This is a genomic window from Streptomyces sp. NBC_00878, from assembly GCF_026341515.1.
Taxonomy (GTDB): domain Bacteria; phylum Actinomycetota; class Actinomycetes; order Streptomycetales; family Streptomycetaceae; genus Streptomyces.
This window is the reverse complement of record NZ_JAPEOK010000001.1, coordinates 8,362,352-8,382,398: the sequence shown is the minus strand read 5'-3', so window position 1 is coordinate 8,382,398 and position 20,047 is coordinate 8,362,352. Positions and strand designations below refer to the sequence as shown.

Genomic DNA, 20,047 nt, shown 5'->3' with positions numbered 1-20,047 from the left:
TCTCACTCCACCCCGTACACCCGCCGCGCGTTCCCCGCCGCGATCAGTCCCGCCACCCGTTGCGCGTCGGCCAGTGACCAGGCGCCCTCGGCCACCCAGGTGCCGAGCACCCTGGCGAGTGCCTCGCGGAAGAGGCGTGCTCCGACCACATGGAGTTCGGGCAGGCCATGTGCGCCGCTGGAGAAGAGGATCTTGCCGAAGGGGGCGAGCTCCAGGATCTCGGCGAGGACGGCGGACGCGCGGGCTCCGGTGCGGACGAGGGCGGCGCCCAGGTCGGCGTACACATGCGGGAAGACCCCGGCGAGGTGCGCCGCGTGGCGGTGGTACGGGTAGCCGTGCAGCAGGACCAGGTGTGTGCCGAGGTCGGCCGTCGCGCGGGCGAAGTCGGTGAGGAGGACGGGGTCGGTGCGGTCGATGCGCAGGCCGGGCTCGCCGAGCCCCGCGTGGAGCTGGAGCGGCAGACCGGAGGCGACCGCGATCCACAGGAGATGCCTGAGCAGGACCGGATCGCTCAGCGGCCCGCCCACCCGGCGGTCCGCCAGCCATCGTCCCGCCGCACCCCGTACCTCTCCCGGCCCGGGCGGTTCGGGCGCGAGCGCCAGACCGTGCCGTACGCCCGCCACCGAGGTGAAGGCCACGGCGTTCGCGGCCGCCCCGTGCACCGCCTCGGCGAGGTTGGCGAGAAACGACTCGACCGTGCCGGAGGTGTCGGCGACCTGCTCGGCGAGCGGCTCCAGGCGGACGATCTCGTGGGCGTGCGCGGCCCCCGTGGAGGCCATCTCGCCGGGCCCGGTCAGATCGCCCGGCAGACCGGTGTCGACCAGGTAGGTCGTGATCCCGCTCCCCCGCAGCAGCCTGCGCCCCGCCTCCAGGACGCCGAGTTCCCGGCGTCGCGCGAGGTAGCGGGCGGGCGGACAGTGGGGTTCCAGGCCCAGCAGGGGCGGACACCAGCGGCGTACGGCGAACCCGGTCTGCGTGTCGAAGAACGTGGTCCCGGCGGCGGGCGGGCCCTCGCCCCGGGCGAGGTGGGCCTCGAATGTGCCGAGACCCAGCTCCGTCCGCAGCACGCCGTGGCAGTACTGGTCCACCAGCGACGGCGTTTCGATCATCCGGACTCCCCCCGCGACTGGACCCTGTCTCTTCAGGTCCTAACGGGTGAACCGGTCGTCAGGTGTTGCTTTCCCACACCCCGTGCGAAGCCCTCCGCGGGTTGCGCGGGCAGGGAGTGCGGGTTGTCGTTGATCCGCGGGCCGTTCGTGGCTGGTCGCGCCCACGCGGCGCCGCCGCATCGATACGGCCCCGCGCCCCTGCTTTTAAGGAGCGCCGGTCAGTTGTTGGCGGGGCCGCCGAGCTGGATGCCCGCCATGCGCGTCCACTCGTACGGGCCGGTCTTCACCTTGTTCGCGAACTCGCCGTCGAAGTCCTCGTGGACGGTGATGCCGGACTTCTTCACGGCCTGTTCGGCGATGGCGAAGGTGGGGGCCACGAGGTCGCCCCAGCCGCCGTCCTCGCCGACGAGGACGATCCGGGCGCCCTTCTGGCCGATGTACGCGATCTGCCCCTCGGCACCGCCGTGGGCCTGCGCGAAGGAGGAGATCTGCTTGGCGAGCTTCGCCGCGTGGCGCTCCGCCTTGGCGTCCTGCTTGGCATTCTGCTTGGCGCCCGCGCCCTCGTCGTCCTGCTGGGTTTCTGCCATACGCAGGATGCTACCGACGGGTAGATCGTTCGGCGACGCCGGGACCGAGTGGCCTTGCCCACGCACCCGGGCCGGCCATGGCGCCCCTCAGGGGCGCGGGCTGTATCGATGTGCGGCGGCGCCGCGTGGGCGCGACCAGCCACGACGCACCCGCAGTCGACTACGAACCCCGTTCGCCCCCGCTCAGCGGAGCGTCACCGCAGGAACGGGTCCACTGCCACCGCCACGAACAGCAGCGACACGTAAGTAATGGACCAGTGGAAGAGCCGCATCTCTTTCAGCTTGGCGCCCACGGCGCCGTCCTTCGCCCGGGTCTGCAGGCCGTGCGCCTCCCAGAGCCAGAAGCCGCCGGTCACCAGGGCCACGACCGTGTAGAACCAGCCCGTGTAACCGAGCGGCGTCAGCAGCAGGGAGACGGCGACCATGGCCCAGCTGTAGAGGACGATCTGCCGCGCGACGACCCGGTTGGAGGCGATGACCGGCAGCATCGGCACACCCACGCGCGCGTAGTCGTCCTTCACCTTCATGGAGAGTGGCCAGTAGTGCGGCGGCGTCCAGAAGAACATGACCATGAAGAGGATGATCGGGGCCCACGACATGGAGTTGGTGACGGAGGACCAGCCGATCAGGACCGGCAGACAGCCGGCGATACCGCCCCACACGATGTTCTGCGACGTACGCCTCTTGAGGATCATCGTGTAGACGACGACGTAGAAGAGCAGGGCCCCCAGCGACAGCCAGGCGGACAGCCAGTTGACGGTCAGGCCGAACAGCAGCGTCGAGACCACGGCGAGGGTGATGCCGAAGGCGAGGCACTCGCGGGGGCTGACCATGCCGGTGACCAGTGGACGCTGCGAGGTGCGCTCCATGAGCGCGTCGATGTCGCGGTCGAGGTACATGTTCAGGGCGTTGGCGCCGCCCGCGGAGAGGAAGCCGCCGACACAGGTGAGGAGCACCAGCTTGAGATCGGGCACACCCTGCTGCGCGAGGAACATCACCGGCACGGTGGTGATCAGCAGCAGCTCGATGATCCGCGGCTTGGTGAGAGCGACGAACGCCTTGACCCGGGCCCAGAACGGCCGGTGGTTCGTGCCCCGCTTCGCGCCCTGACTCGTCCCGAGTTCCCCCGTAGCCTTAAGGGCACGGGCGGTACCCCCACCCGCAGGACGGGATTCAACGGCCGTCACGCACACCCCTGACAGAGACTTCCCAGCGAGCCCCGAGTGTGAACTCCCGGTAAAGGCTCGCGCGTACCACGCCACTGTAGACGTTGCCCATACCCCGGCCTTCGCGGGGGTCGGATCGTGTTGGAAGGCCCTCGCGCAGGACAGATCGGCGTCGCGTTGAGCAGTCGGATGAATGTCTCCGTATTCACTTGCCGAACACAGAACGCGCCGGTCGGGAGGCAGACGAGGGAGAGTCCCGGCAGTCTGGAATGACTCGAAAAAATGCGCGTTCCTACGGGGGTAGGCTCGACAGCGAGCCGGTGGGCGCGACGTGCACCGGCATTCGACATGTGGAACATGTGGAGAGGAGCCCTGACCCAGGGTGAGCACCAAGCCGACCACAACAGACCTCGAGTGGACCGAATTGGACCAGCGGGCCGTCGACACCGCCCGCATCCTGGCCGCCGATGCCGTACAGAAGGTCGGCAACGGCCATCCGGGTACGGCGATGAGCCTGGCGCCCGCCGCCTACACCCTCTTCCAGAAGGTGATGCGGCACGACCCGGCGGACCCCGACTGGACCGGCCGTGACCGCTTCGTGCTGTCCGCCGGTCATTCGTCCCTGACCCTCTACACCCAGCTCTACCTGGCCGGTTTCGGCCTGGAGCTGGACGATCTGAAGGCCTTCCGGACGTGGGGTTCCCGCACCCCGGGCCACCCGGAGTACGGGCACACCCCCGGCGTGGAGACCACCACCGGCCCGCTCGGCCAGGGTGTCGCCAACGCGGTGGGCATGGCGATGGCCGCCCGCTACGAGCGTGGTCTGTTCGACCCGGAGGCGGCCCAGGGCACCTCCCCGTTCGACCACTTCATCTACGCGATCGCCGGTGACGGCTGCCTCCAGGAGGGCATCTCCGCGGAGGCGTCCTCCATGGCCGGCCACCAGCAACTGGGCAACCTGATCCTGCTGTGGGACGACAACCACATCTCGATCGAGGGCGACACGGAGACGGCCGTCTCCGAAGACACGGTGAAGCGCTACGAGGCGTACGGCTGGCACGTGCAGCGCGTGGCCCCGAAGCCGGACGGCGACCTCGACCCGCACGCCCTGTACAACGCGATCGAGGCCGCGAAGCTGGTGACCGACAAGCCGTCGTTCATCGCGATGCGCTCGATCATCGCCTGGCCCGCTCCGAACGCGCAGAACACCGAGGCCGCGCACGGCTCTGCGCTCGGCGAGGACGAGGTCGCGGCCACCAAGCGGGTGCTGGGCTTCGACCCGGAGAAGGCCTTCGAGGTCTCCGACGAGGTCATCACGCACACCCGCGCGCTGGGCGAGCGCGGCCGTCAGGTCAAGGCGGAGTGGGAGAAGTCGTTCCAGGAGTGGCGCGACGGCAACGCCGAGCGCGCCGCCGAGTTCGACCGCATCGCCGCGGGCGAACTGCCCACCGGCTGGGAGGAGAAGCTCCCGGTCTTCGAGGCGGGCAAGGGCGTCGCCACGCGTGCGGCCTCCGGCAAGGTTCTCCAGGCCCTCGGCGCGGTCATCCCCGAGCTGTGGGGCGGCTCGGCCGACCTGGCGGGCTCGAACAACACGACGATCGACAAGACGTCGTCGTTCCTCCCGGCGGACAACCCGCTGCCGGAGGCGAACCCGTACGGCCGCACGATCCACTTCGGCATCCGCGAGCACTCCATGGCCGCGGAGATGAACGGCATCGCGCTGCACGGCAACACCCGTGTCTACGGCGGCACTTTCCTGGTGTTCTCCGACTACATGCGCAACGCGGTCCGCCTGTCCGCACTGATGCACCTGCCGGTGACGTACGTGTGGACCCACGACTCCATCGGCCTGGGCGAGGACGGCCCGACGCACCAGCCGGTCGAGCACCTCTCCACCCTGCGCGCCATTCCGGGCCTCAACGTCGTCCGTCCCGCGGACGCCAACGAGACCACGATCGCCTGGCGCGAGATCCTCCGGCGCTACACCAAGGTCTTCGGCAAGGGTGCCCCGCACGGCCTCGCGCTGACCCGTCAGGGCGTACCGGCGTACGAGCCCAACGAGAATGCGGCGAAGGGCGGTTACGTGCTCTTCGAGGCGTCCACCGGGACCCCGCAGGTCGTTCTCATCGCGACCGGTTCCGAGGTGCACGTGGCCGTCGACGCACGTGAGCAGCTGGAGGCCGCGGGCACCCCGACCAGGGTCGTGTCCATGCCCTCCGTGGAGTGGTTCGAGGAGCAGGACCAGGGGTACCGGGACAGCGTCCTGCCGCCGAACGTGAAGGCACGGGTCGCGGTCGAGGCCGGTATCGGTCTCACCTGGCACAAGTACGTCGGGGACGCGGGTCGCATCGTTTCCCTGGAGCACTTCGGTGCTTCGGCCGACGGCAAGGTGCTCTTCCAGGAGTTCGGCTTCACTGCCGAGAACGTGGCCGCCGTAGCGCGGGAATCGATCGCCGCAGCCCAGCGCTGACGCTGACATACGACACGTAGGAGATGCATTTTCCATGACAGACGCACTGAAGCGCCTCTCCGAGGAAGGCGTCGCGATCTGGCTGGACGACCTGTCGCGCAAGCGGATCACGTCCGGCAACCTCGCCGAACTGATCGACCAGCAGCACGTCGTGGGCGTCACCACCAACCCGTCGATCTTCCAGAAGGCGATCAGCAGCGGTGACGGTTACGAGCAGCAGCTCGCCGACCTCGCCGCCCGCAAGGTCACCGTCGAAGAAGCCATCCGCATGATCACGACGGCGGACGTCCGTGACGCCGCCGACATCCTGCGCCCGGTCTACGACTCCACGCAGGGCCAGGACGGCCGGGTCTCCATCGAGGTCGACCCGCGACTGGCGCACAACACCGAGGCGACCGTCGCCGAGGCCAAGCAGCTCGCCTGGCTCGTCGACCGCCCGAACACGCTGATCAAGATCCCGGCGACCAGGGCTGGCCTGCCCGCGATCACCGAGACGATCGGCCGGGGCATCAGCGTCAACGTCACGCTGATCTTCTCGCTGGCGCGCTACCGCGAGGTCATGGACGCGTACCTCGCGGGCCTGGAGAAGGCCAAGGCCGCCGGGATCGACCTGGCCGGCATCCACTCCGTGGCGTCGTTCTTCGTGTCCCGCGTGGACACCGAGATCGACAAGCGGCTCGACGCCCTCGGCACCCCCGAGGCCAAGGCCGCCCGCGGCAAGGCGGGTCTCGCCAACGCGCGGCTGGCCTACGAGGCGTACGAGGAGGTCTTCTCCTCGGACCGCTGGGCCGCCCTGGACAAGGCGCAGGCCAACAAGCAGCGTCCGCTGTGGGCCTCGACCGGCGTCAAGGACAAGGCCTACAAGGACACCCTGTACGTCGACGACCTGGTCGCGCCGAACACGGTGAACACCATGCCGGAGGCGACCCTGTTCGCCGCCGAGGACCACGGCAAGATCACCGGCAACACCATCGCCGGTACGTACGAGCAGTCCCGTGCCGAGCTCGACGCGGTCGAGAAGCTCGGGATCTCGTACGACGAAGTGGTCCAGCTCCTGGAGGACGAGGGCGTCGAGAAGTTCGAGGCGTCCTGGAACGACCTGCTCAAGTCGACCGAGGCAGAGCTCGACCGCCTCGCCCCCTCGGAGGGCTGAAATCTTGTCAAGCAGCAATCCGCTGCGTGACCCGGCGGACCGACGGCTCCCGCGTATCGCGGGGCCGTCGGGCCTCGTCATCTTCGGGGTCACGGGCGATTTGTCCCGTAAAAAGCTCATGCCTGCCGTTTATGACCTTGCGAACCGTGGTCTGCTGCCTCCGGGCTTCTCGCTCGTCGGCTTCGCGCGGCGTGAATGGCAGCACGAGGACTTCGCCCAGGAGGTCCACGACGCCGTCAAGGAGCATGCCCGTACTCCCTTCCGCGAGGAGGTCTGGCAGCAGCTCATCCAGGGGATGCGCTTCGTCCAGGGCACCTTCGACGACGACGACGCGTTCGAGCGGCTGCGCGAGACGATCGGCGAGCTGGACAAGGCACAGGGGACGGGCGGCAACTTCGCCTTCTACCTCTCCGTGCCGCCGTCCGCCTTCCCGGTGGTCATCCGGCAGCTGAAGAAGCACGGGCTCGCCGACCAGTCGAGCGGTTCCTGGCGGCGCGCGGTCATCGAGAAGCCGTTCGGCCACGACCTCAAGTCGGCCGAGGAGCTCAACACGACGGTCGAGGAGGTCTTCGCCCCGGACCAGGTCTTCCGCATCGACCACTACCTGGGCAAGGAGACGGTCCAGAACATCCTGGCGCTGCGCTTCGCGAACCAGATGTTCGAGCCGATCTGGAACCGGTCCTTCGTCGACCACATCCAGATCACCATGGCCGAGGACATCGGCATCGGCGGCCGGGCCGGCTACTACGACGGCATCGGCGCCGCCCGTGACGTCATCCAGAACCACCTGCTCCAGCTGATGGCCCTCACGGCCATGGAGGAGCCCGCCTCCTTCGACGCGGACGCGCTCGCCGCGGAGAAGACCAAGGTGCTCGGCGCGGTGAAGCTGCCGAAGGACCTGGGCCGCGACACGGTCCGCGGTCAGTACGCCGAGGGCTGGCAGGGCGGCGAGAAGGCCGTCGGCTACCTCCAGGAAGACGGCATCGACCCCAAGTCGAAGACCGACACCTACGCGGCGATCAAGGTCGAGGTCGACAACCGCCGCTGGGCGGGCGTCCCGTTCTACCTGAGGACCGGCAAGCGCCTGGGCCGCCGTGTCACGGAGATCGCGGTGGTCTTCCAGCGGGCGCCCCACTCCCCCTTCGACCACACGGCGACGGAGGAGCTGGGCCAGAACGCGATCGTCATCCGCGTCCAGCCCGACGAGGGCATCACGGTCCGCTTCGGCTCCAAGGTGCCCGGCACCTCGATGGAGATCCGGGACGTCTCGATGGACTTCGCGTACGGCGAGTCGTTCACCGAGTCCAGCCCGGAGGCGTACGAGCGCCTGATCCTGGACGTCCTGCTCGGCGACTCGAACCTCTTCCCGCGCACCGAGGAGGTCGAGCTGTCCTGGAAGATCCTCGACCCGATCGAGGAGCACTGGGACAAGTACGGCAAGCCCGCGCAGTACCCGTCCGGAACGTGGGGGCCCGCCGAGGCGGACGAAATGCTGAAGCGAGACGGACGGAGCTGGCGTCGCCCATGAAGATAGATCTCACGGACACCACGGCCAGCAAGATCAACAAGGCGATGGTGCGGGGCCGCCGGGCCATCGGCACCCCCGCCGTCGGCATGGTCCTCACCCTCGTCATCGTCACCGACGAGGAGAACGCGTACGACGCGCTGAAGTCCGCCAACGACGCCTCGCACGAGCACCCCTCGCGCACGCTCGTGGTGATCAAGCGCGTCTCGCGTACGCCCCGCGACCGCACGAAGTCGCGGCTGGACGCCGAGGTGCGGATCGGCGCGGACGCGGGCACCGGCGAGACGGTCGTCCTGCGGCTGTACGGCGAGGTGTCCGACCACGCCCAGTCCGTCGTCCTGCCGCTGCTGCTGCCGGACGCGCCGGTGGTTGTCTGGTGGTCGGTGGACGCCCCGCGCGACCCCGCCAACGACCCGCTGGGCGCCCTGGGCCAACGCCGGGTCACCGACAGCTACGCGGCCGAGAAGCCGGTCGGTGAGCTGCGGTCCCGGGTCGAGAGCTACGAGCCGGGCGACACCGACCTGGCGTGGGCCCGGATCACTCCGTGGCGCTCGATGCTGGCCGCCGCCCTCGACCAGATCAACTGCGAGGTCGTGTCCGCCGAGGTGGCGGGCGAGGAGGCCAACCCGAGCGTCGAGCTGCTCGCCATGTGGCTCGCCGACCGGCTCCATGTGCACGCCCGGCGGGCCGTCTCCGCCGGTCCCGGCCTGACCCAGGTACGGCTGGAGACGACCGGTGGCCCCATCACGCTGCACCGGTCGGACGGGGCGATGGCCACGCTGGCGCTGCCCGGCCAGCCGGACCGCGCGGTGGCACTCAAGCGCCGCGAGACGTCCGAGCTGCTCGCGGAGGAGCTGCGCAGGCTGGACCCGGACGACACGTACGCGTCCGCGCTGCGGTTCGGGGTGGACCGGCTGGGCGGGATCCCGTCGGCGACGCAGAGGGCGGAGGCGTCCCTTCGGAGCGCGGAGTCGCTCCCGGTCCGGCAGAAGGTGCCGGACTCGGCGGCCCCGGCGGAGCCGGCGACCCCGGCCCGGACATCCGCACCGGCGCTGCCGTCCGCCTCTTCGGCGCCGGCGGGCGACGGCGACTCGGGCCGACCGACTCCGGCCCAGATGCCCCCGGTCAAGAAGGCGGACTCGCCATGACTACTCCCCAGCTGGTGGTTCACCGGGACAAGGAACTGATGGCCCAGGCCGCCGCGGCCCGGCTCATCACGAAGGTCGTGGACGCTCAGGCCTCGCGCGGCTACGCCTCGGTCGTGCTGACCGGTGGCCGCAACGGCAACGGGCTCCTCGCGGCGCTCGCGGCCGCGCCTGCCCGGGACGCCATCGACTGGGGCCGGCTCGACCTGTGGTGGGGTGACGAGCGGTTCCTGCCCGAGGGCGACCCGGAGCGCAATGTCACCCAGGCCCGCGAGGCGCTGCTCGACTCGGTGCCGCTGGACCCGAAGCGCGTGCATGCCATGCCCGCGTCGGACGGTCCCTTCGGCAAGGACGCGGACGCGGCGGCGGAGGCCTACGCGGCCGAACTCGCCGAGGCCGCCGGGCCGGAGAACCACGGCCCGGTTCCGTCCTTCGACGTGCTGATGCTGGGCGTCGGTCCGGACACGCATGTGGCGTCGCTCTTCCCGGAGCTGCCCGCGGTCCGCGAGACGGACCGGACGGTGGTGGGCGTGCACGGCGCCCCGAAGCCACCGCCGACCCGTGTCACGCTGACGCTGCCCGCGATCCGGGCGGCGCGGGAGGTGTGGCTGCTGGCGGCGGGCGAGGACAAGGCACGGGCGGCTGAGATCGCCCTGTCCGGCGCGGGAGAAATCCAGGCGCCGGCGGCGGGGGCGTACGGCCGCAGGCGCACCCTGTGGCTACTGGACGCGACAGCGGCGTCCCGCCTGCCACGTTCCTTGTATCCACCGGCTTCACCCTGAGGGGTTCTGAGGGGCGCTGAGGGGTCCTGAGGAATAGGGGCGGCGGGGGCCCTTTTTCCGCCCCCGCCGCCCCTACCGCCTCTGCGCTCGCACAGTGCGGACTCGCACCCGGTCGCCCACGGATCGGCCAACTCCTCCATCAAAAGCCCGAGATGTGCACGTTCGAGGCCGCAGAAGGCAGGATAGGACAAGGCCGCGCGGCCCGGTAATGCGTCACAACATCACCAACTCATGCGGCCCGCCGCACGTCACGATTCGCCAGCAGCCCGAGCGGCGTAGGACTTCACGACCAGTTCCTCCACCAGGGTGCTCTTCGCGACCGAGTAGGCCGCCCTGCCCTCGCAATCGGCGCGGAACCGCTGCGCCAGGGCCACTTTCAACGTGCTGTAGCACCGGACTTCGTCGGGCCGCTGACGCAGGTAGTCACGGAGCAGGACGTGATCAAGGTGGGGTTTTGAGCCTGCGACGACGCCGTACAGATGATGTTCTGGAGCCGTAGAAGGGGCCCGGAATGCCGCACGCCCCCGAATCCCCAGATCGCCTTCGTGTCGGTAGCCCTGCCCGGTGAGCCGCGAAATCAGCTCGGGCATGACGGCCTCCTCGGACACCACAATGTCGAGGTCGATGATCGGTTTGGCGGCGCACCCGGGCACAGCCGTGCTGCCAACATGCTCGATGGACACAGCCAGATCCGCGACGTGAGCAGCCAGTCGCTGCTGCAGCCCCTCGAACTGCTCGGACCATCGGGGGTCGTAGTCACTGACCACGATCACGCCAATCATGTCAGCAGTCTGACAGGAACGCCAGGGTCCAGCACATCCCTCGGTGTCCGCACCTGTTCCCAGCCCTGCTCCTGCGTCGATTCGCCTGCGACACGACGCCGGTTCCTATGCGGTGTCGGGACCGTCGAGGAAGCGAAGCAGCACGGCGGCCTCCGCACGGAGCCGCGCGGCTCGGTCAGCGTGCGCGGGCGCGGTCAATCGCGCCGCAACCTCCAGTCGCTCGGCGGCCTCGGCACGCACGACATCCACCACGCTGCGCTCGCTCAGCTCACACCGCGCTGCTTCGGTGACGCCTACCCCAACCGGCGACTGCTCAAGGGCCAAGCCGCGGAGCTCAGCTTCTCCCACGGGCACCGCCTCAGCGTTGTCCAGCGCGGCAAGCGTTGCGCGCAGGGCGCTCACCGCGGCCTTGTCACGGGCGCGCATGGCGTCCGGCAGTGCTTGGCGCATACGAAGACGTAGAGACATGCCGGTGACCTTATGGCGGCGCCTCTGAACCCACAACGCGATATACGTGCAGCCCCAGACGTACCGCCACCTGAGGCGCTACACCCCCGACGAGATCGCGAAGACTGCTGCGTTTGAGGGCATGTGGTGGACGCCAGCAGCTAAGACGTTGTAGTCATGCGGTCTACCTCTACGCCTCTGGTCCAAAGCTCTTCGGCGTGTTCGGCGAATCGGTCGAACATTCCGCCGCTGTCATGCTTTCGGAGGTGCAGGAGTGGCGAATCATGGCCGACCAGGCGCGCAAGATGCGGCGTGACCAACGCTTCGTTGTCGAAGCGGAACACGGACAGGGACACGTGGTTCACCGCATCGTCCGGTGCGGAGAAGCGCGTCTCCAGTCCCTCATGTGTGCCCAGCTTGCCGAGGTGTTCAAGGGTGATGCGGATACGCGTGGACACGGAGAGTGCCACATCTTCGATCGCTTCCCGATTGCGGGTCACCTCCCCGCTGGGGTCACCGAGAAGGAAACGCACGCGACACCCGCTGTGGAGCTTCTTGCGAAGAGTCTCAACGAACGCAGGCTGATCAAGCCACAGAAAATAGTTCGTGTACCCCGCGAAGAACAGTTCGTCCGTGGCTTCGGCAACCAATTCACCCCACACTGTGGAAGGGCAGGCGGACCGGTACGGGTAAGAACGGATAATTTCCCGGTCGCCGCCGGTCTTGATTCGATCCTTTACCGCTTTCGGCCAGATCATTTCTTCGTCAACTCCCAACGCCTTGCAGGCGTCTTCCCGGTTTCTGGCGTGCGGGATGAGTTCGGCGTCCGCAACCCATCGTTCAACAGTCTTGCCGGAAACGCCCACACGGGCCGCGAGTTGCCGTGATGAGAAACCTGCTGTCGCCCTAGCTGATCGTAGCGCCGTGTTCAAGGCTTCCCCCTGGAACGTTTGGGCGTTCTCACACGCTACCGCCGATACGTCCCAACTGCCGCTCCAACTGGGCAAGTACGTCCCCCACGGGTCGGCAGCATGGCCAGACACAAGAGACCCCCCGCACCGCTGGAACGGCCGGGGGCACGGCCAACGCTGCTGAGGAGCGCCGACGATGACCTTCGTACCACAAGCCTTCGAACGGGTGAGAGCTCTACTGTCACGGCTCTGGAAGCCCGGCACGCGCAACCGTGCCCACGTGAAGCGCGCACGCCCGATCGACCCCGCGCAGGCTCGCACGTACGCGGTGCAGCCGTCGCCGGAAGTCTGGGGCGCCTTGCTTGTGCTCGCGCGTCTGCGCCGGGCCGGACGCAACCCCGTGCCGACGGACGTTCAGCACGACCAGCACGACCAGGCCGAGACAAGCGCCCTGGTACGCGCCTACGTCCTCCGTACCTCCGAACGCCAACACGCCCTGTCCGCACGCCGGTTCACCGAGGTGAGCCGGTGAGCGGCGACAAGGTCGGGGCGGCCACGAAGCGCGCCGAGATCCCCATGCTGAGGACCTACCGCCTGTGGTTCGAGCACACGAAGAAGTGCGCCGACTGCAAGGGCATCCCCAAGGCGCAGGACGGCTGCGAGAGCGGACGGGAGCTGTGGGGCGCGTACCGCCTCGCACGGCACCAGCCACCCACGGTCGCGCCGGACTGTCGGGAAGCTGTCGAAGCCCCCCACCCGCTGAGCGCGAAGGTAGCCGAAGCGAACCGGCGCAGCCGGGAGGCCCGGTGACGCGCTCGATCATCAAGGCTGCCGCATGGACACTCGGGCCGGAAACCCGCGAAAGCGTCCCGGCGGGCGTCTACTCCGCCGAGTGTCTGACGTGCGGGGCCCAGGCCCAGCCAACGAACAATGAACGCTTGCCGATTGAGATCTGGGCGCTCAAGCACACTGGCCTGAACCCCGACCATCGGCGGTTCAAGGCCACGGCACAGACGTTCTGGCACGTGACTCCAGCCGAGAACAACCCCTACCACGAGAAGGGGCCGCAGAGCGCCCAGGCGCCCAGGTAAGCACTCTCCCAGCGTCCACAACCGCGCAGGAAACTCTCGTTTCCGCAGATCAGATGCCACCCCACCAGTGCAAGCGCACAGGGCGGAGACCCAGAGGGACGGGTAGGGGCCGGGGGGGCGAGGAATCCACCCTCGCCCCCCAAGGGACGTCACTTCACCGACCCCGCCATAACCCCCTGCACAAAGTGCTTCTGGAAGGCGAAGAACACCACCACCGGCACCACCAGCGACAGAAACGCCCCGGGCGCGAGCACATCGATGTTGCTGCCGAACTGCCGTATCTGTGACTGGAGTTCAACCGTCAGCGGCTGCGCCGAACTGTCGGCGAAGAGCAGCGCCACCAGCATGTCGTTCCAGACCCACAGGAACTGGAAGATCGCGAGGCTCGCGATGGCCGGACGCCCGACCGGCAACACCAGCCGCGTGAAGATCCGCCACTCCCCACCCCCGTCCATCCGCGCCGCCTCCAGCATCTCCTTCGGCATCTCCGCGAAGTAGTTCCGCAGCAGGAAGATCGCGAACGGCAGCCCGTACGAGACGTGGAACAACACGACTCCCGGAATCGTGCCGAACAGCCCCAGTTGCCCGAAGAGTTTGGCCACCGGCAGCAGACCGATCTGCACGGGCACCACCAACAGCGCGACCACCAGCAGGAAAAGGGGGTCACGGCCGGGGAAGTCCAGCCAGGCGAAGGCATATCCGGCGAGCGCGGCGATGACGACTACAAGGAACGTGGTCGGCACCGAGATCAGCACCGTGTTCCAGAACGCCTGCGTCATCCCCGAATTGCCCAGCAGCGCCGAGTAGTTGTCGAATGACAGCTGGCCGGGCGAGGCCAGCGCGGTCCACCAGCCACCCGTCGCGGTCTCCTGGGCGGACCTCAGCGAGGACAGGAACAGCCCTGCCAGCGGCGTGAGCCACACCAGACCCACCAGCACGAGGAACGCCTGCACCACGCTGCTGGCGAGCCACCGCCTGATCGCGTTCATCGCTGACTCCCTCGGAAACGGCGGACGTTGAAGACCATGGCGGGGATGACAAGGAGGAGGAGCAATACCCCCAGCGCGCTGCCCAGGCCCTGGTTGTTGCCGCCGCCGAACGACACCAGCCACATCTGGGTGGCGAGCACGGTGGCGTCCTCCTGCACCGGACCCGGCGCGATGATGTAGACGAGGTCGAAGACCTTCATCACGTTGATCACCAGGGTCACGAAGACCACGGTGAGGACGGGCCCGAGCAGTGGCACGGTGATCCGGCGGAAGATCTGCCACTCGTTCGCGCCGTCCATCCGGGCCGCCTCCAGCGCGTCGCGCGGGAGCGCGGCGAGCCCGGCGCCGATCAGCACCATGGCGAAGCCGGTCCAGATCCACAGGTACGCGCCGATGATGGCGGGCGTGACGAGCGCGGGGCCCAGCCAGGAGACACCGTCGTACGGCGGGGCGAAGTTCGACGCGGGCAGCCGCACGGTGTACGAGCCCGGATCGAGGTCCTGGAAGCGGAAGGAGCCGTCGGCCGCGGTGGTGCCGCTCGCCACGGTCTTCCCGTCGCGCACCGCCTCGACCTTCATCTCCGGCAGCCCGCTCTCGGTCCTGTCGACCTTGCCCTGCTCCCCTCCCCCGCCCCGCGTGAAGTCCAGGTAGACGACGCCGCGCAGTTCGTCGGCCGACGCCTTCCCGGTCGCCGCCGGATACGCGGGTCGCGCGCTCCCCGGCAGGTCCTCGGCGCGTACGCCCACCAGACCGAGCCCGACGGTGTCGCCGGGGGACGCGGCGGCCGTCGTACCGTACGAGCCGTCGGCGGCCTTGGTCAGGCCCTGGCCCTCGCGGGCCCGGGCGTTCGGGTACGAGGACGCGTCCTTGAAGGCGTCGTGCACGGAGACGGCGGCGGCGTTCAGGACGCCCTTCTCGGGGTCCTCGTCGTACGCGAGCCGGAAGATGATGCCCGCGGCGAGGAAGGAGACGGCCATCGGCATGAACAGCAGGAGCTTGAACGCCGTCGCCCAGCGGATCTTCTCGACGAGGACGGCGAGCACGAGCCCGAGACCGGTGAGCAGCGTCGGCGCGACGACGACCCAGATGGCCGTGTTGCGGACGGCCTTGAGCGTGGCGGGGTCGCGGAACATCTCGGTGTAGTTGTCGCCGCCCACGAACCGGTTGCCGGAGGCGTCAAAGAGGCTGCGGCCCACGGAGAACAGCACGGGGTAGACGACGAGCGCGCCGAGCAGGAGCAGGGCGGGGAAGACGAACGCGAGGGCGATGAACCGGCCCCGGCGCCGGGCCCGACGCTTGCGGTCGTAGTCGGCCGGGGCGACGGGTGGCGGGCTCGCCTCTTTCATCAGCATGGTGGTCATGGCGATCAGCCCTGGTACGCCTTGGCGGCGGCCTGCTCCAGCGCGGCCGCGGTCCCCTTCGGGTCGGACGGGTCGCGCAGGAAGTCCTGGAGGATCTTCCACTCGCCGGCGCCCTTGGTGCCGCCGAACGCGGCCGGGGCCTGGTCCGACATGTCGAAGCGGACCGAATCCCCGGCGTCCACCAGGGACTTGGCGGTCTCGCGGGTGACGTCGTCGCCGTAGGAGGCGAGGTCGAGCTTCTTGTTCGGGGAGAGGAAGCCGCCGGCCTCGGCCCACACGGCGGAGGCCTCGGGGGTCGTGAGGTACTCCAGGAACTCCATGGCGGCCTTCTGGTTCTTGCCGTCCTTGAGGACGACGGCCGCGTCGCCGCCGCTGACCACGGGCGCCTTGCCGGTGCCGACCGCGGGGAAGGGGAAGAAGTCCGCGTCCTCGCCGATCTTCTTGCCGAACTGGTCCTTCGCGACACCGGCCACGAAGTCGCCCTCGTAGACCAGGCCTGCCGAGGGCTCCGGCCCGAAGACCTTCTCGACGGAGCCGGGGAAGTCGGTGTTCAGGGCCCCCTTCTGGCCGCCGGCTATCAGCTCCTTGTCCTTGAAGAGCTCGCCGAGAGTGGTGAGGGCCGCGACGACGGTCGGGTCGGTCCACTTGATCTTGTGGGCGGCCAGGGCGTCGTACTTCTCGGGGCCGGCCTGCGAGAGGTAGACGTTCTCGAACCAGTCGGTGAGCGTCCAGCCGTCCTGTCCGGCGACGGAGAAGGCCGCGAGGCCCGACTCCGAGACGGTCCGCCCGGCCTCCAGCATCGCGTCGTACGTCGTCGGCGCCTCGACGCCCGCCTCGTCGAGGGCGTCGGGGCTGTACCAGACGGTCGACTTGTGGGCGGCCTTGAAGTACAGGCCGTACAGGGTGCCGTCGACGCTGCCGTAGTTCTTCCACACGCTCGCGTAGTTGGCGCCGACGGACTTCTGGGCCGTCGCGGACAGCGGCTTGAGCCAGCCCTCCTTCGCGAACTGCTGGAGCACGCCGACCTGCGGGACCATCACCACGTCGGGGGCGTTGCCGCCCTCGATCTTGCTGCCGACGACCGTGGAGACATTGTCTCCGGTGGAGGTGAACTGGGTCTTGGCGCCGGTCTTCTCGGTGAACGCGTCCAGGACCTTCTGGAAGTTCTTCTGCTCGCTGCCGGACCAGACACCGGCCACGTTGATCGTCTGGCCGCCGAGCGGCTTGTCGCCGCCGCCTGCGGAGACGTCGCCGCCTCCACAGGCGGTGGCGCCGAGGGACAGCGCGAGAGCTATGCAGCTCGTGAGCAGGGTCGTACGTCGTCGCATCATCATTGATGTTCCTTCGAGGGCAGGGGAATTGACGGGCAGTCAGCTGAGCTGGGTGGTGCGGGAGTCGGCGGCTCAGGGGTTGGTGCAGTCGCTGATCCACCAGGCGGCCGTCGAGCCGGGCAGGACGCCGGGCGCGCAGGGGCCGCTGGACAGCAGGGGAGTGCCGGAGACCGGCGCGGGCGTCGGCGCCGTACCGAAGTTGACGGCGCAGACCAGGCCGTCGCCGCGGACGAAGGCCAGGACGCCGGGCTGGGTGTCCAGCCAGCGCAGCGCGCCCTCGCCCAACTGGGGCAGTCCGGCCCGCAGTTGGAGTCCGTCGCGGTAGAGGTGCCAGAACGAGTGGGTGTCGGCGAGGGCGCGGTCGGTGGCGTACTCGGCGAAGTAGGCGGGCTGCGGCAGCCATGGCTTGGCGCTGTCGGCGCCGGAGGTGAAGCCGAACGGTGAGGCGTGCCCGGACCACGGCAGCGGCACCCGGCAGCCGTCGCGGATCCGGGCGCGGCTGCCGGTGCGGCGGAAGATCGGGTCGGTGAGCACGTCGTCGGGCAGATCGACGACCTCGGGCAGCCCGAGCTCCTCTCCCTGGTAGATGTACGCGGCTCCGGGCAGCGCCAGCATCAGCAGCGCGGCGGCGCGGGCTCGGGCGGCGCCCAGGCCGCTGCCCTCGGTGCCCAGTTCGCCGTAGCGGGTGACCGTGCGGACCTGGTCGTGGTTGTTGAGGACCCAGGTGACCGTCGAGCCGGTGCCCGCGATGTCCTGCATGGCGTGGGAGATGACCTTGCGGAAGGCGTCCGCGTTCCAGGGCGCGCTCAGCAGGTCGAAGAAGAAGGCCTGGTGCAGCTCGTCGTGGCGTACGTACAGGGCGTGTTCGCGGGCGGTCGGCACGGAGACCTCGCCGACGAGGAGCCGCTCCTGGCCGTCGCGGGCGGTGTACTCCTCGCACACCGACCGCCAGTGCCGCCAGACGTCGTGCACCTCGGGCTGGTTCCAGGCGAGCGGATTGACCGAGTCGCGGGTGCGGGCGTCGGCCTCGGGGTCGGGCGAGTCCGGCAGGTCGGGGTGCTTGTAGAGGCCGGCGGCGACGTCGATGCGGAAGCCGTCGACGCCCCGGTCGAGCCAGAAGCGCAGGACCTGGTCGAAGTGGTCGCCGACCTCGGGGTTGCGCCAGTTCAGGTCGGGCTGCTCGGGCGTGAACATGTGCAGGTACCACTGGCCGGAGGTGCCGTCCTGCTCGGTGACCCGGCTCCACGCGGGGCCGCCGAACATGGAGTGCCAGTTGTTGGGCGGCTCGGAGCCGTCCGGGCCGCGGCCGTCGGCGAAGTGGAAGCGGGCGCGGGCGTCGCTGCCCGGTGCCGCGACCAGTGCCTCCTGGAACCACGGATGCTCCTGCGAGCAGTGGTTCGGGACGATGTCGAGGAGCACCTTGATGCCGAGCCGCCGGGCGTCCGTCATCAGCAGGTCGAACTCGCCGAGGTCACCGAAGACGGGGTCGACGTCGCGGTAGTCGGCCACGTCGTAGCCGTGGTCGTGCTGCGGCGAGGGGTAGAAGGGGCTCAGCCAGACGCCGTCGACGCCAAGCTTCTTCAGATACGGCAGTCCGGCCCTGACTCCGGCGAGATCGCCGATGCCGTCCCCGGTGCTGTCCAGGAAACTCCGGACGTAGACCTGGTAGATCACTGCGTCGCGCCACCAGCGGTGCATGTTGAGCGTCACCCGTTGACCTGTCTGTGCGTGCCGACGGTTATGCATGCATGTTAAGTAACCGTGTCGCGCAGATGTCAACGAGTAGACAGAGAGCACTCGGAAGGTGGGATTTAATAATAGGATATTTCTACCCACTGCGACCGAAGACGAGATACACGCGTTACCTAACAGGTAACTAGGAGCCGTCGAGCGCGTCGGAAAGAGCGCTCAGCCTCGGCGGGAGATGTCCGCCAGCTCGTTCGCGAGGCGACGCACCGCGGCCTCGGGCGTCTGATGCCCGGTCATCGCGTCCTGCACCACGGCCTGCACGGCCAGGCTGACCTGGTCGTAGCGCGGACTCTTGGGACGCGGCGCCGCCGTGACAAGGCTCGCGCGCAGCGTCGGCAGGTACGGGAACCGCCGGATCAGCTCCGGGTCCCGGTAGAGCGCGGCCCGCACGGGCGGCAGCGCCCCCTTGGTGAGGACCAGACGCTGGACCCGCTCGCTCGTCAGGTACGAGATGAGACGCGCGGCGGAGTCGGGGTGGCGGGCGTGCGCGTTGACCGCGAGGTTGGAGCCGCCGAGCACGCTCGCACCCGGCCCGTCGGGTCCGGGCAGCGGCACCGCGCCGATCTTCCCGGCGACCGCCGAGCCCTTGGCGGAGGCGCCGACATAGGCGTACGGCCAGTTGCGCAGGAAGAGGAGCCGGCCGTCCTGGAAGGCCTGCTTGGACTCCTCCTCCTTGTACGTCAGCGCCTCCTTGGGGATCCAGCCGTCGCGCACTCCACGGGCCAGGAACCCGATGCCCTCGCGAGCCGCCGCCGAGTCGACGGTGACACGCTCACCCTCGTCACCCAGGATCGTGCCGCCCGCCGAATAGACCGCCTCGGCGGCGTTCACGGTGAGCCCCTCGTAGGGCAGGAACTGGCCCGCGTAGCCGTCGAGCCCGTACTTCGGCGCGATGACCCTCGCCTGTTTCTCCAGCTCGGCCCAGGTGCGCGGGGGCGCGACGCCCTCCTTGTCGAGGATGTCCTTGCGGTAGAGGAGCAGCCCCGCGTTGGTGACGTACGGGACCGCGTACAGCCGTCCGTCGTAGGTCGCCGTGTCCTCGACCTGCGGCAGGAAGCCGTCGAGCGGGAAGCGGTCCCGGGACAGTGGGGAGATCCAGCCCGCGGCGGCGAACTCCGAGGTCCAGGCGACGTCGATGTTCAGGACGTCGAAGCGGCTCCGGTCACCGCCGCGCAGGTCGGTGGTCAGCTGCGCACGGGTCTCGTCGGCGGAGTCCGGGAGTTCGACGAGGGTGACCTTCTCGCCGGGGTGGGTACGGTTCCAGCCGTCGAGCAGCGGCCCCAGATAGCTGGTGAGATCCCCGGCGGTGGCCAGCGTGAGCGGACCCCGGCCGCCGCCGCGTGCTCGGTCGGCCTGCGCGCCCGAGGCGACATAACCGCTCAGCACCACCGCCGCGACCAGGAGTCCCCTACCCGCGGCACGCATCCACCGCATAGGTTCCTCCTTGGT

The 20,047-nt window shown here is 69.2% G+C and carries 19 protein-coding genes; 8 read left to right on the top strand and 11 right to left on the bottom strand.

From position 1 onward, the window contains the following. Nucleotides 1–2: 2 nt before the first annotated feature. From OHA11_RS36320 to OHA11_RS36310, 3 genes are all read right to left on the bottom strand, one after another. Nucleotides 3–1,109, bottom strand: coding sequence for an amidohydrolase family protein (locus tag OHA11_RS36320; RefSeq protein ID WP_266503550.1), 1,107 nt, complete (start codon nucleotides 1,107–1,109; stop codon nucleotides 3–5). Nucleotides 1,110–1,327: 218 nt separating this feature from the next. Then, nucleotides 1,328–1,696, bottom strand: a complete 369-nt coding sequence (locus OHA11_RS36315; protein WP_266503549.1) for a hypothetical protein — start codon at nucleotides 1,694–1,696, stop codon at nucleotides 1,328–1,330. Between the two features lie 194 nt (nucleotides 1,697–1,890). Beyond that, nucleotides 1,891–2,889: a heme o synthase gene (locus OHA11_RS36310; protein WP_266503548.1), complete on the bottom strand. Its 999-nt coding sequence runs from the start codon at nucleotides 2,887–2,889 to the stop codon at nucleotides 1,891–1,893. 355 nt (nucleotides 2,890–3,244) lie between these two features. Between OHA11_RS36310 and tkt the strand changes: the two genes are divergently transcribed. From tkt to pgl, 5 genes are read left to right on the top strand one after another with little or no spacing between them, the layout of a single operon-like run. Further along, nucleotides 3,245–5,332 (top strand): transketolase, encoded by a 2,088-nt coding sequence (gene tkt / locus OHA11_RS36305; RefSeq protein ID WP_266503547.1) that lies wholly within the window; start codon nucleotides 3,245–3,247, stop codon nucleotides 5,330–5,332. 34 nt (nucleotides 5,333–5,366) lie between these two features. After that, a complete protein-coding gene (tal, locus tag OHA11_RS36300; RefSeq protein WP_266503545.1) occupies nucleotides 5,367–6,485 on the top strand; it encodes a transaldolase in 1,119 nt (372 codons plus the stop codon). Between the two features lie 4 nt (nucleotides 6,486–6,489). Beyond that, on the top strand, nucleotides 6,490–8,013 hold the full coding sequence (gene zwf / locus OHA11_RS36295) for a glucose-6-phosphate dehydrogenase (RefSeq protein WP_266503544.1): 1,524 nt from the start codon (nucleotides 6,490–6,492) through the stop codon (nucleotides 8,011–8,013). Further along, on the top strand, nucleotides 8,010–9,158 hold the full coding sequence (opcA, locus tag OHA11_RS36290; RefSeq protein ID WP_266503542.1) for a glucose-6-phosphate dehydrogenase assembly protein OpcA: 1,149 nt from the start codon (nucleotides 8,010–8,012) through the stop codon (nucleotides 9,156–9,158). Before zwf ends, opcA begins: the two co-directional genes overlap by 4 nt. Then, nucleotides 9,155–9,937: a 6-phosphogluconolactonase gene (pgl, locus tag OHA11_RS36285; protein WP_266503540.1), complete on the top strand. Its 783-nt coding sequence runs from the start codon at nucleotides 9,155–9,157 to the stop codon at nucleotides 9,935–9,937. The genes opcA and pgl overlap by 4 nt, the downstream gene beginning before the upstream one ends. 248 nt (nucleotides 9,938–10,185) lie before the next feature. Here the strand turns inward: pgl and OHA11_RS36280 are convergent, their stop codons facing one another. The 3 genes from OHA11_RS36280 to OHA11_RS36270 form a co-directional block, all read right to left on the bottom strand. Continuing rightward, the gene (locus tag OHA11_RS36280) at nucleotides 10,186–10,719 is read right to left on the bottom strand and encodes a GrpB family protein (RefSeq protein ID WP_266503538.1); all 534 of its coding nucleotides are present in this window, start codon (nucleotides 10,717–10,719) and stop codon (nucleotides 10,186–10,188) included. Between the two features lie 105 nt (nucleotides 10,720–10,824). Beyond that, a complete protein-coding gene (locus OHA11_RS36275) occupies nucleotides 10,825–11,145 on the bottom strand; it encodes a hypothetical protein (RefSeq protein WP_266507684.1) in 321 nt (106 codons plus the stop codon). A gap of 182 nt (nucleotides 11,146–11,327) precedes the next feature. Next, nucleotides 11,328–12,098 (bottom strand): helix-turn-helix domain-containing protein, encoded by a 771-nt coding sequence (locus OHA11_RS36270; protein ID WP_266503537.1) that lies wholly within the window; start codon nucleotides 12,096–12,098, stop codon nucleotides 11,328–11,330. Nucleotides 12,099–12,357: 259 nt separating this feature from the next. On the opposite strand from OHA11_RS36270, the gene OHA11_RS36265 reads away from it, so the two are divergent. The 3 genes from OHA11_RS36265 to OHA11_RS36255 all read left to right on the top strand — a co-directional run bounded on the left by OHA11_RS36265 (nucleotide 12,358) and on the right by OHA11_RS36255 (nucleotide 13,168). After that, nucleotides 12,358–12,609 carry a hypothetical protein gene (locus OHA11_RS36265; RefSeq protein ID WP_266503535.1) on the top strand — a complete coding sequence of 84 codons (252 nt, stop codon included), beginning with the start codon at nucleotides 12,358–12,360 and terminating at the stop codon, nucleotides 12,607–12,609. Further along, the gene (locus OHA11_RS36260) at nucleotides 12,606–12,887 is read left to right on the top strand and encodes a hypothetical protein (protein WP_266503533.1); all 282 of its coding nucleotides are present in this window, start codon (nucleotides 12,606–12,608) and stop codon (nucleotides 12,885–12,887) included. The genes OHA11_RS36265 and OHA11_RS36260 overlap by 4 nt, the downstream gene beginning before the upstream one ends. Nucleotides 12,888–13,015: 128 nt before the next feature. Then, nucleotides 13,016–13,168, top strand: coding sequence for a hypothetical protein (locus OHA11_RS36255; RefSeq protein ID WP_266503532.1), 153 nt, complete (start codon nucleotides 13,016–13,018; stop codon nucleotides 13,166–13,168). Between the two features lie 149 nt (nucleotides 13,169–13,317). Here OHA11_RS36255 and OHA11_RS36250 read toward each other — a convergent pair whose 3' ends face one another. The 5 genes from OHA11_RS36250 to OHA11_RS36230 all read right to left on the bottom strand — a co-directional run bounded on the left by OHA11_RS36250 (nucleotide 13,318) and on the right by OHA11_RS36230 (nucleotide 20,032). Beyond that, nucleotides 13,318–14,157: a carbohydrate ABC transporter permease gene (locus OHA11_RS36250; RefSeq protein ID WP_266503530.1), complete on the bottom strand. Its 840-nt coding sequence runs from the start codon at nucleotides 14,155–14,157 to the stop codon at nucleotides 13,318–13,320. Next, nucleotides 14,154–15,518, bottom strand: coding sequence for an ABC transporter permease subunit (locus OHA11_RS36245; RefSeq protein ID WP_266503528.1), 1,365 nt, complete (start codon nucleotides 15,516–15,518; stop codon nucleotides 14,154–14,156). Before OHA11_RS36245 ends, OHA11_RS36250 begins: the two co-directional genes overlap by 4 nt. Nucleotides 15,519–15,523: 5 nt before the next feature. Further along, nucleotides 15,524–16,849 carry an ABC transporter substrate-binding protein gene (locus OHA11_RS36240; RefSeq protein WP_266507682.1) on the bottom strand — a complete coding sequence of 442 codons (1,326 nt, stop codon included), beginning with the start codon at nucleotides 16,847–16,849 and terminating at the stop codon, nucleotides 15,524–15,526. 72 nt (nucleotides 16,850–16,921) lie between these two features. After that, nucleotides 16,922–18,595, bottom strand: coding sequence for a glycoside hydrolase family 13 protein (locus OHA11_RS36235; RefSeq protein ID WP_266503527.1), 1,674 nt, complete (start codon nucleotides 18,593–18,595; stop codon nucleotides 16,922–16,924). Nucleotides 18,596–18,757: 162 nt separating this feature from the next. After that, on the bottom strand, nucleotides 18,758–20,032 hold the full coding sequence (locus tag OHA11_RS36230) for an ABC transporter substrate-binding protein (RefSeq protein WP_266503526.1): 1,275 nt from the start codon (nucleotides 20,030–20,032) through the stop codon (nucleotides 18,758–18,760). Nucleotides 20,033–20,047: the final 15 nt, after the last annotated feature.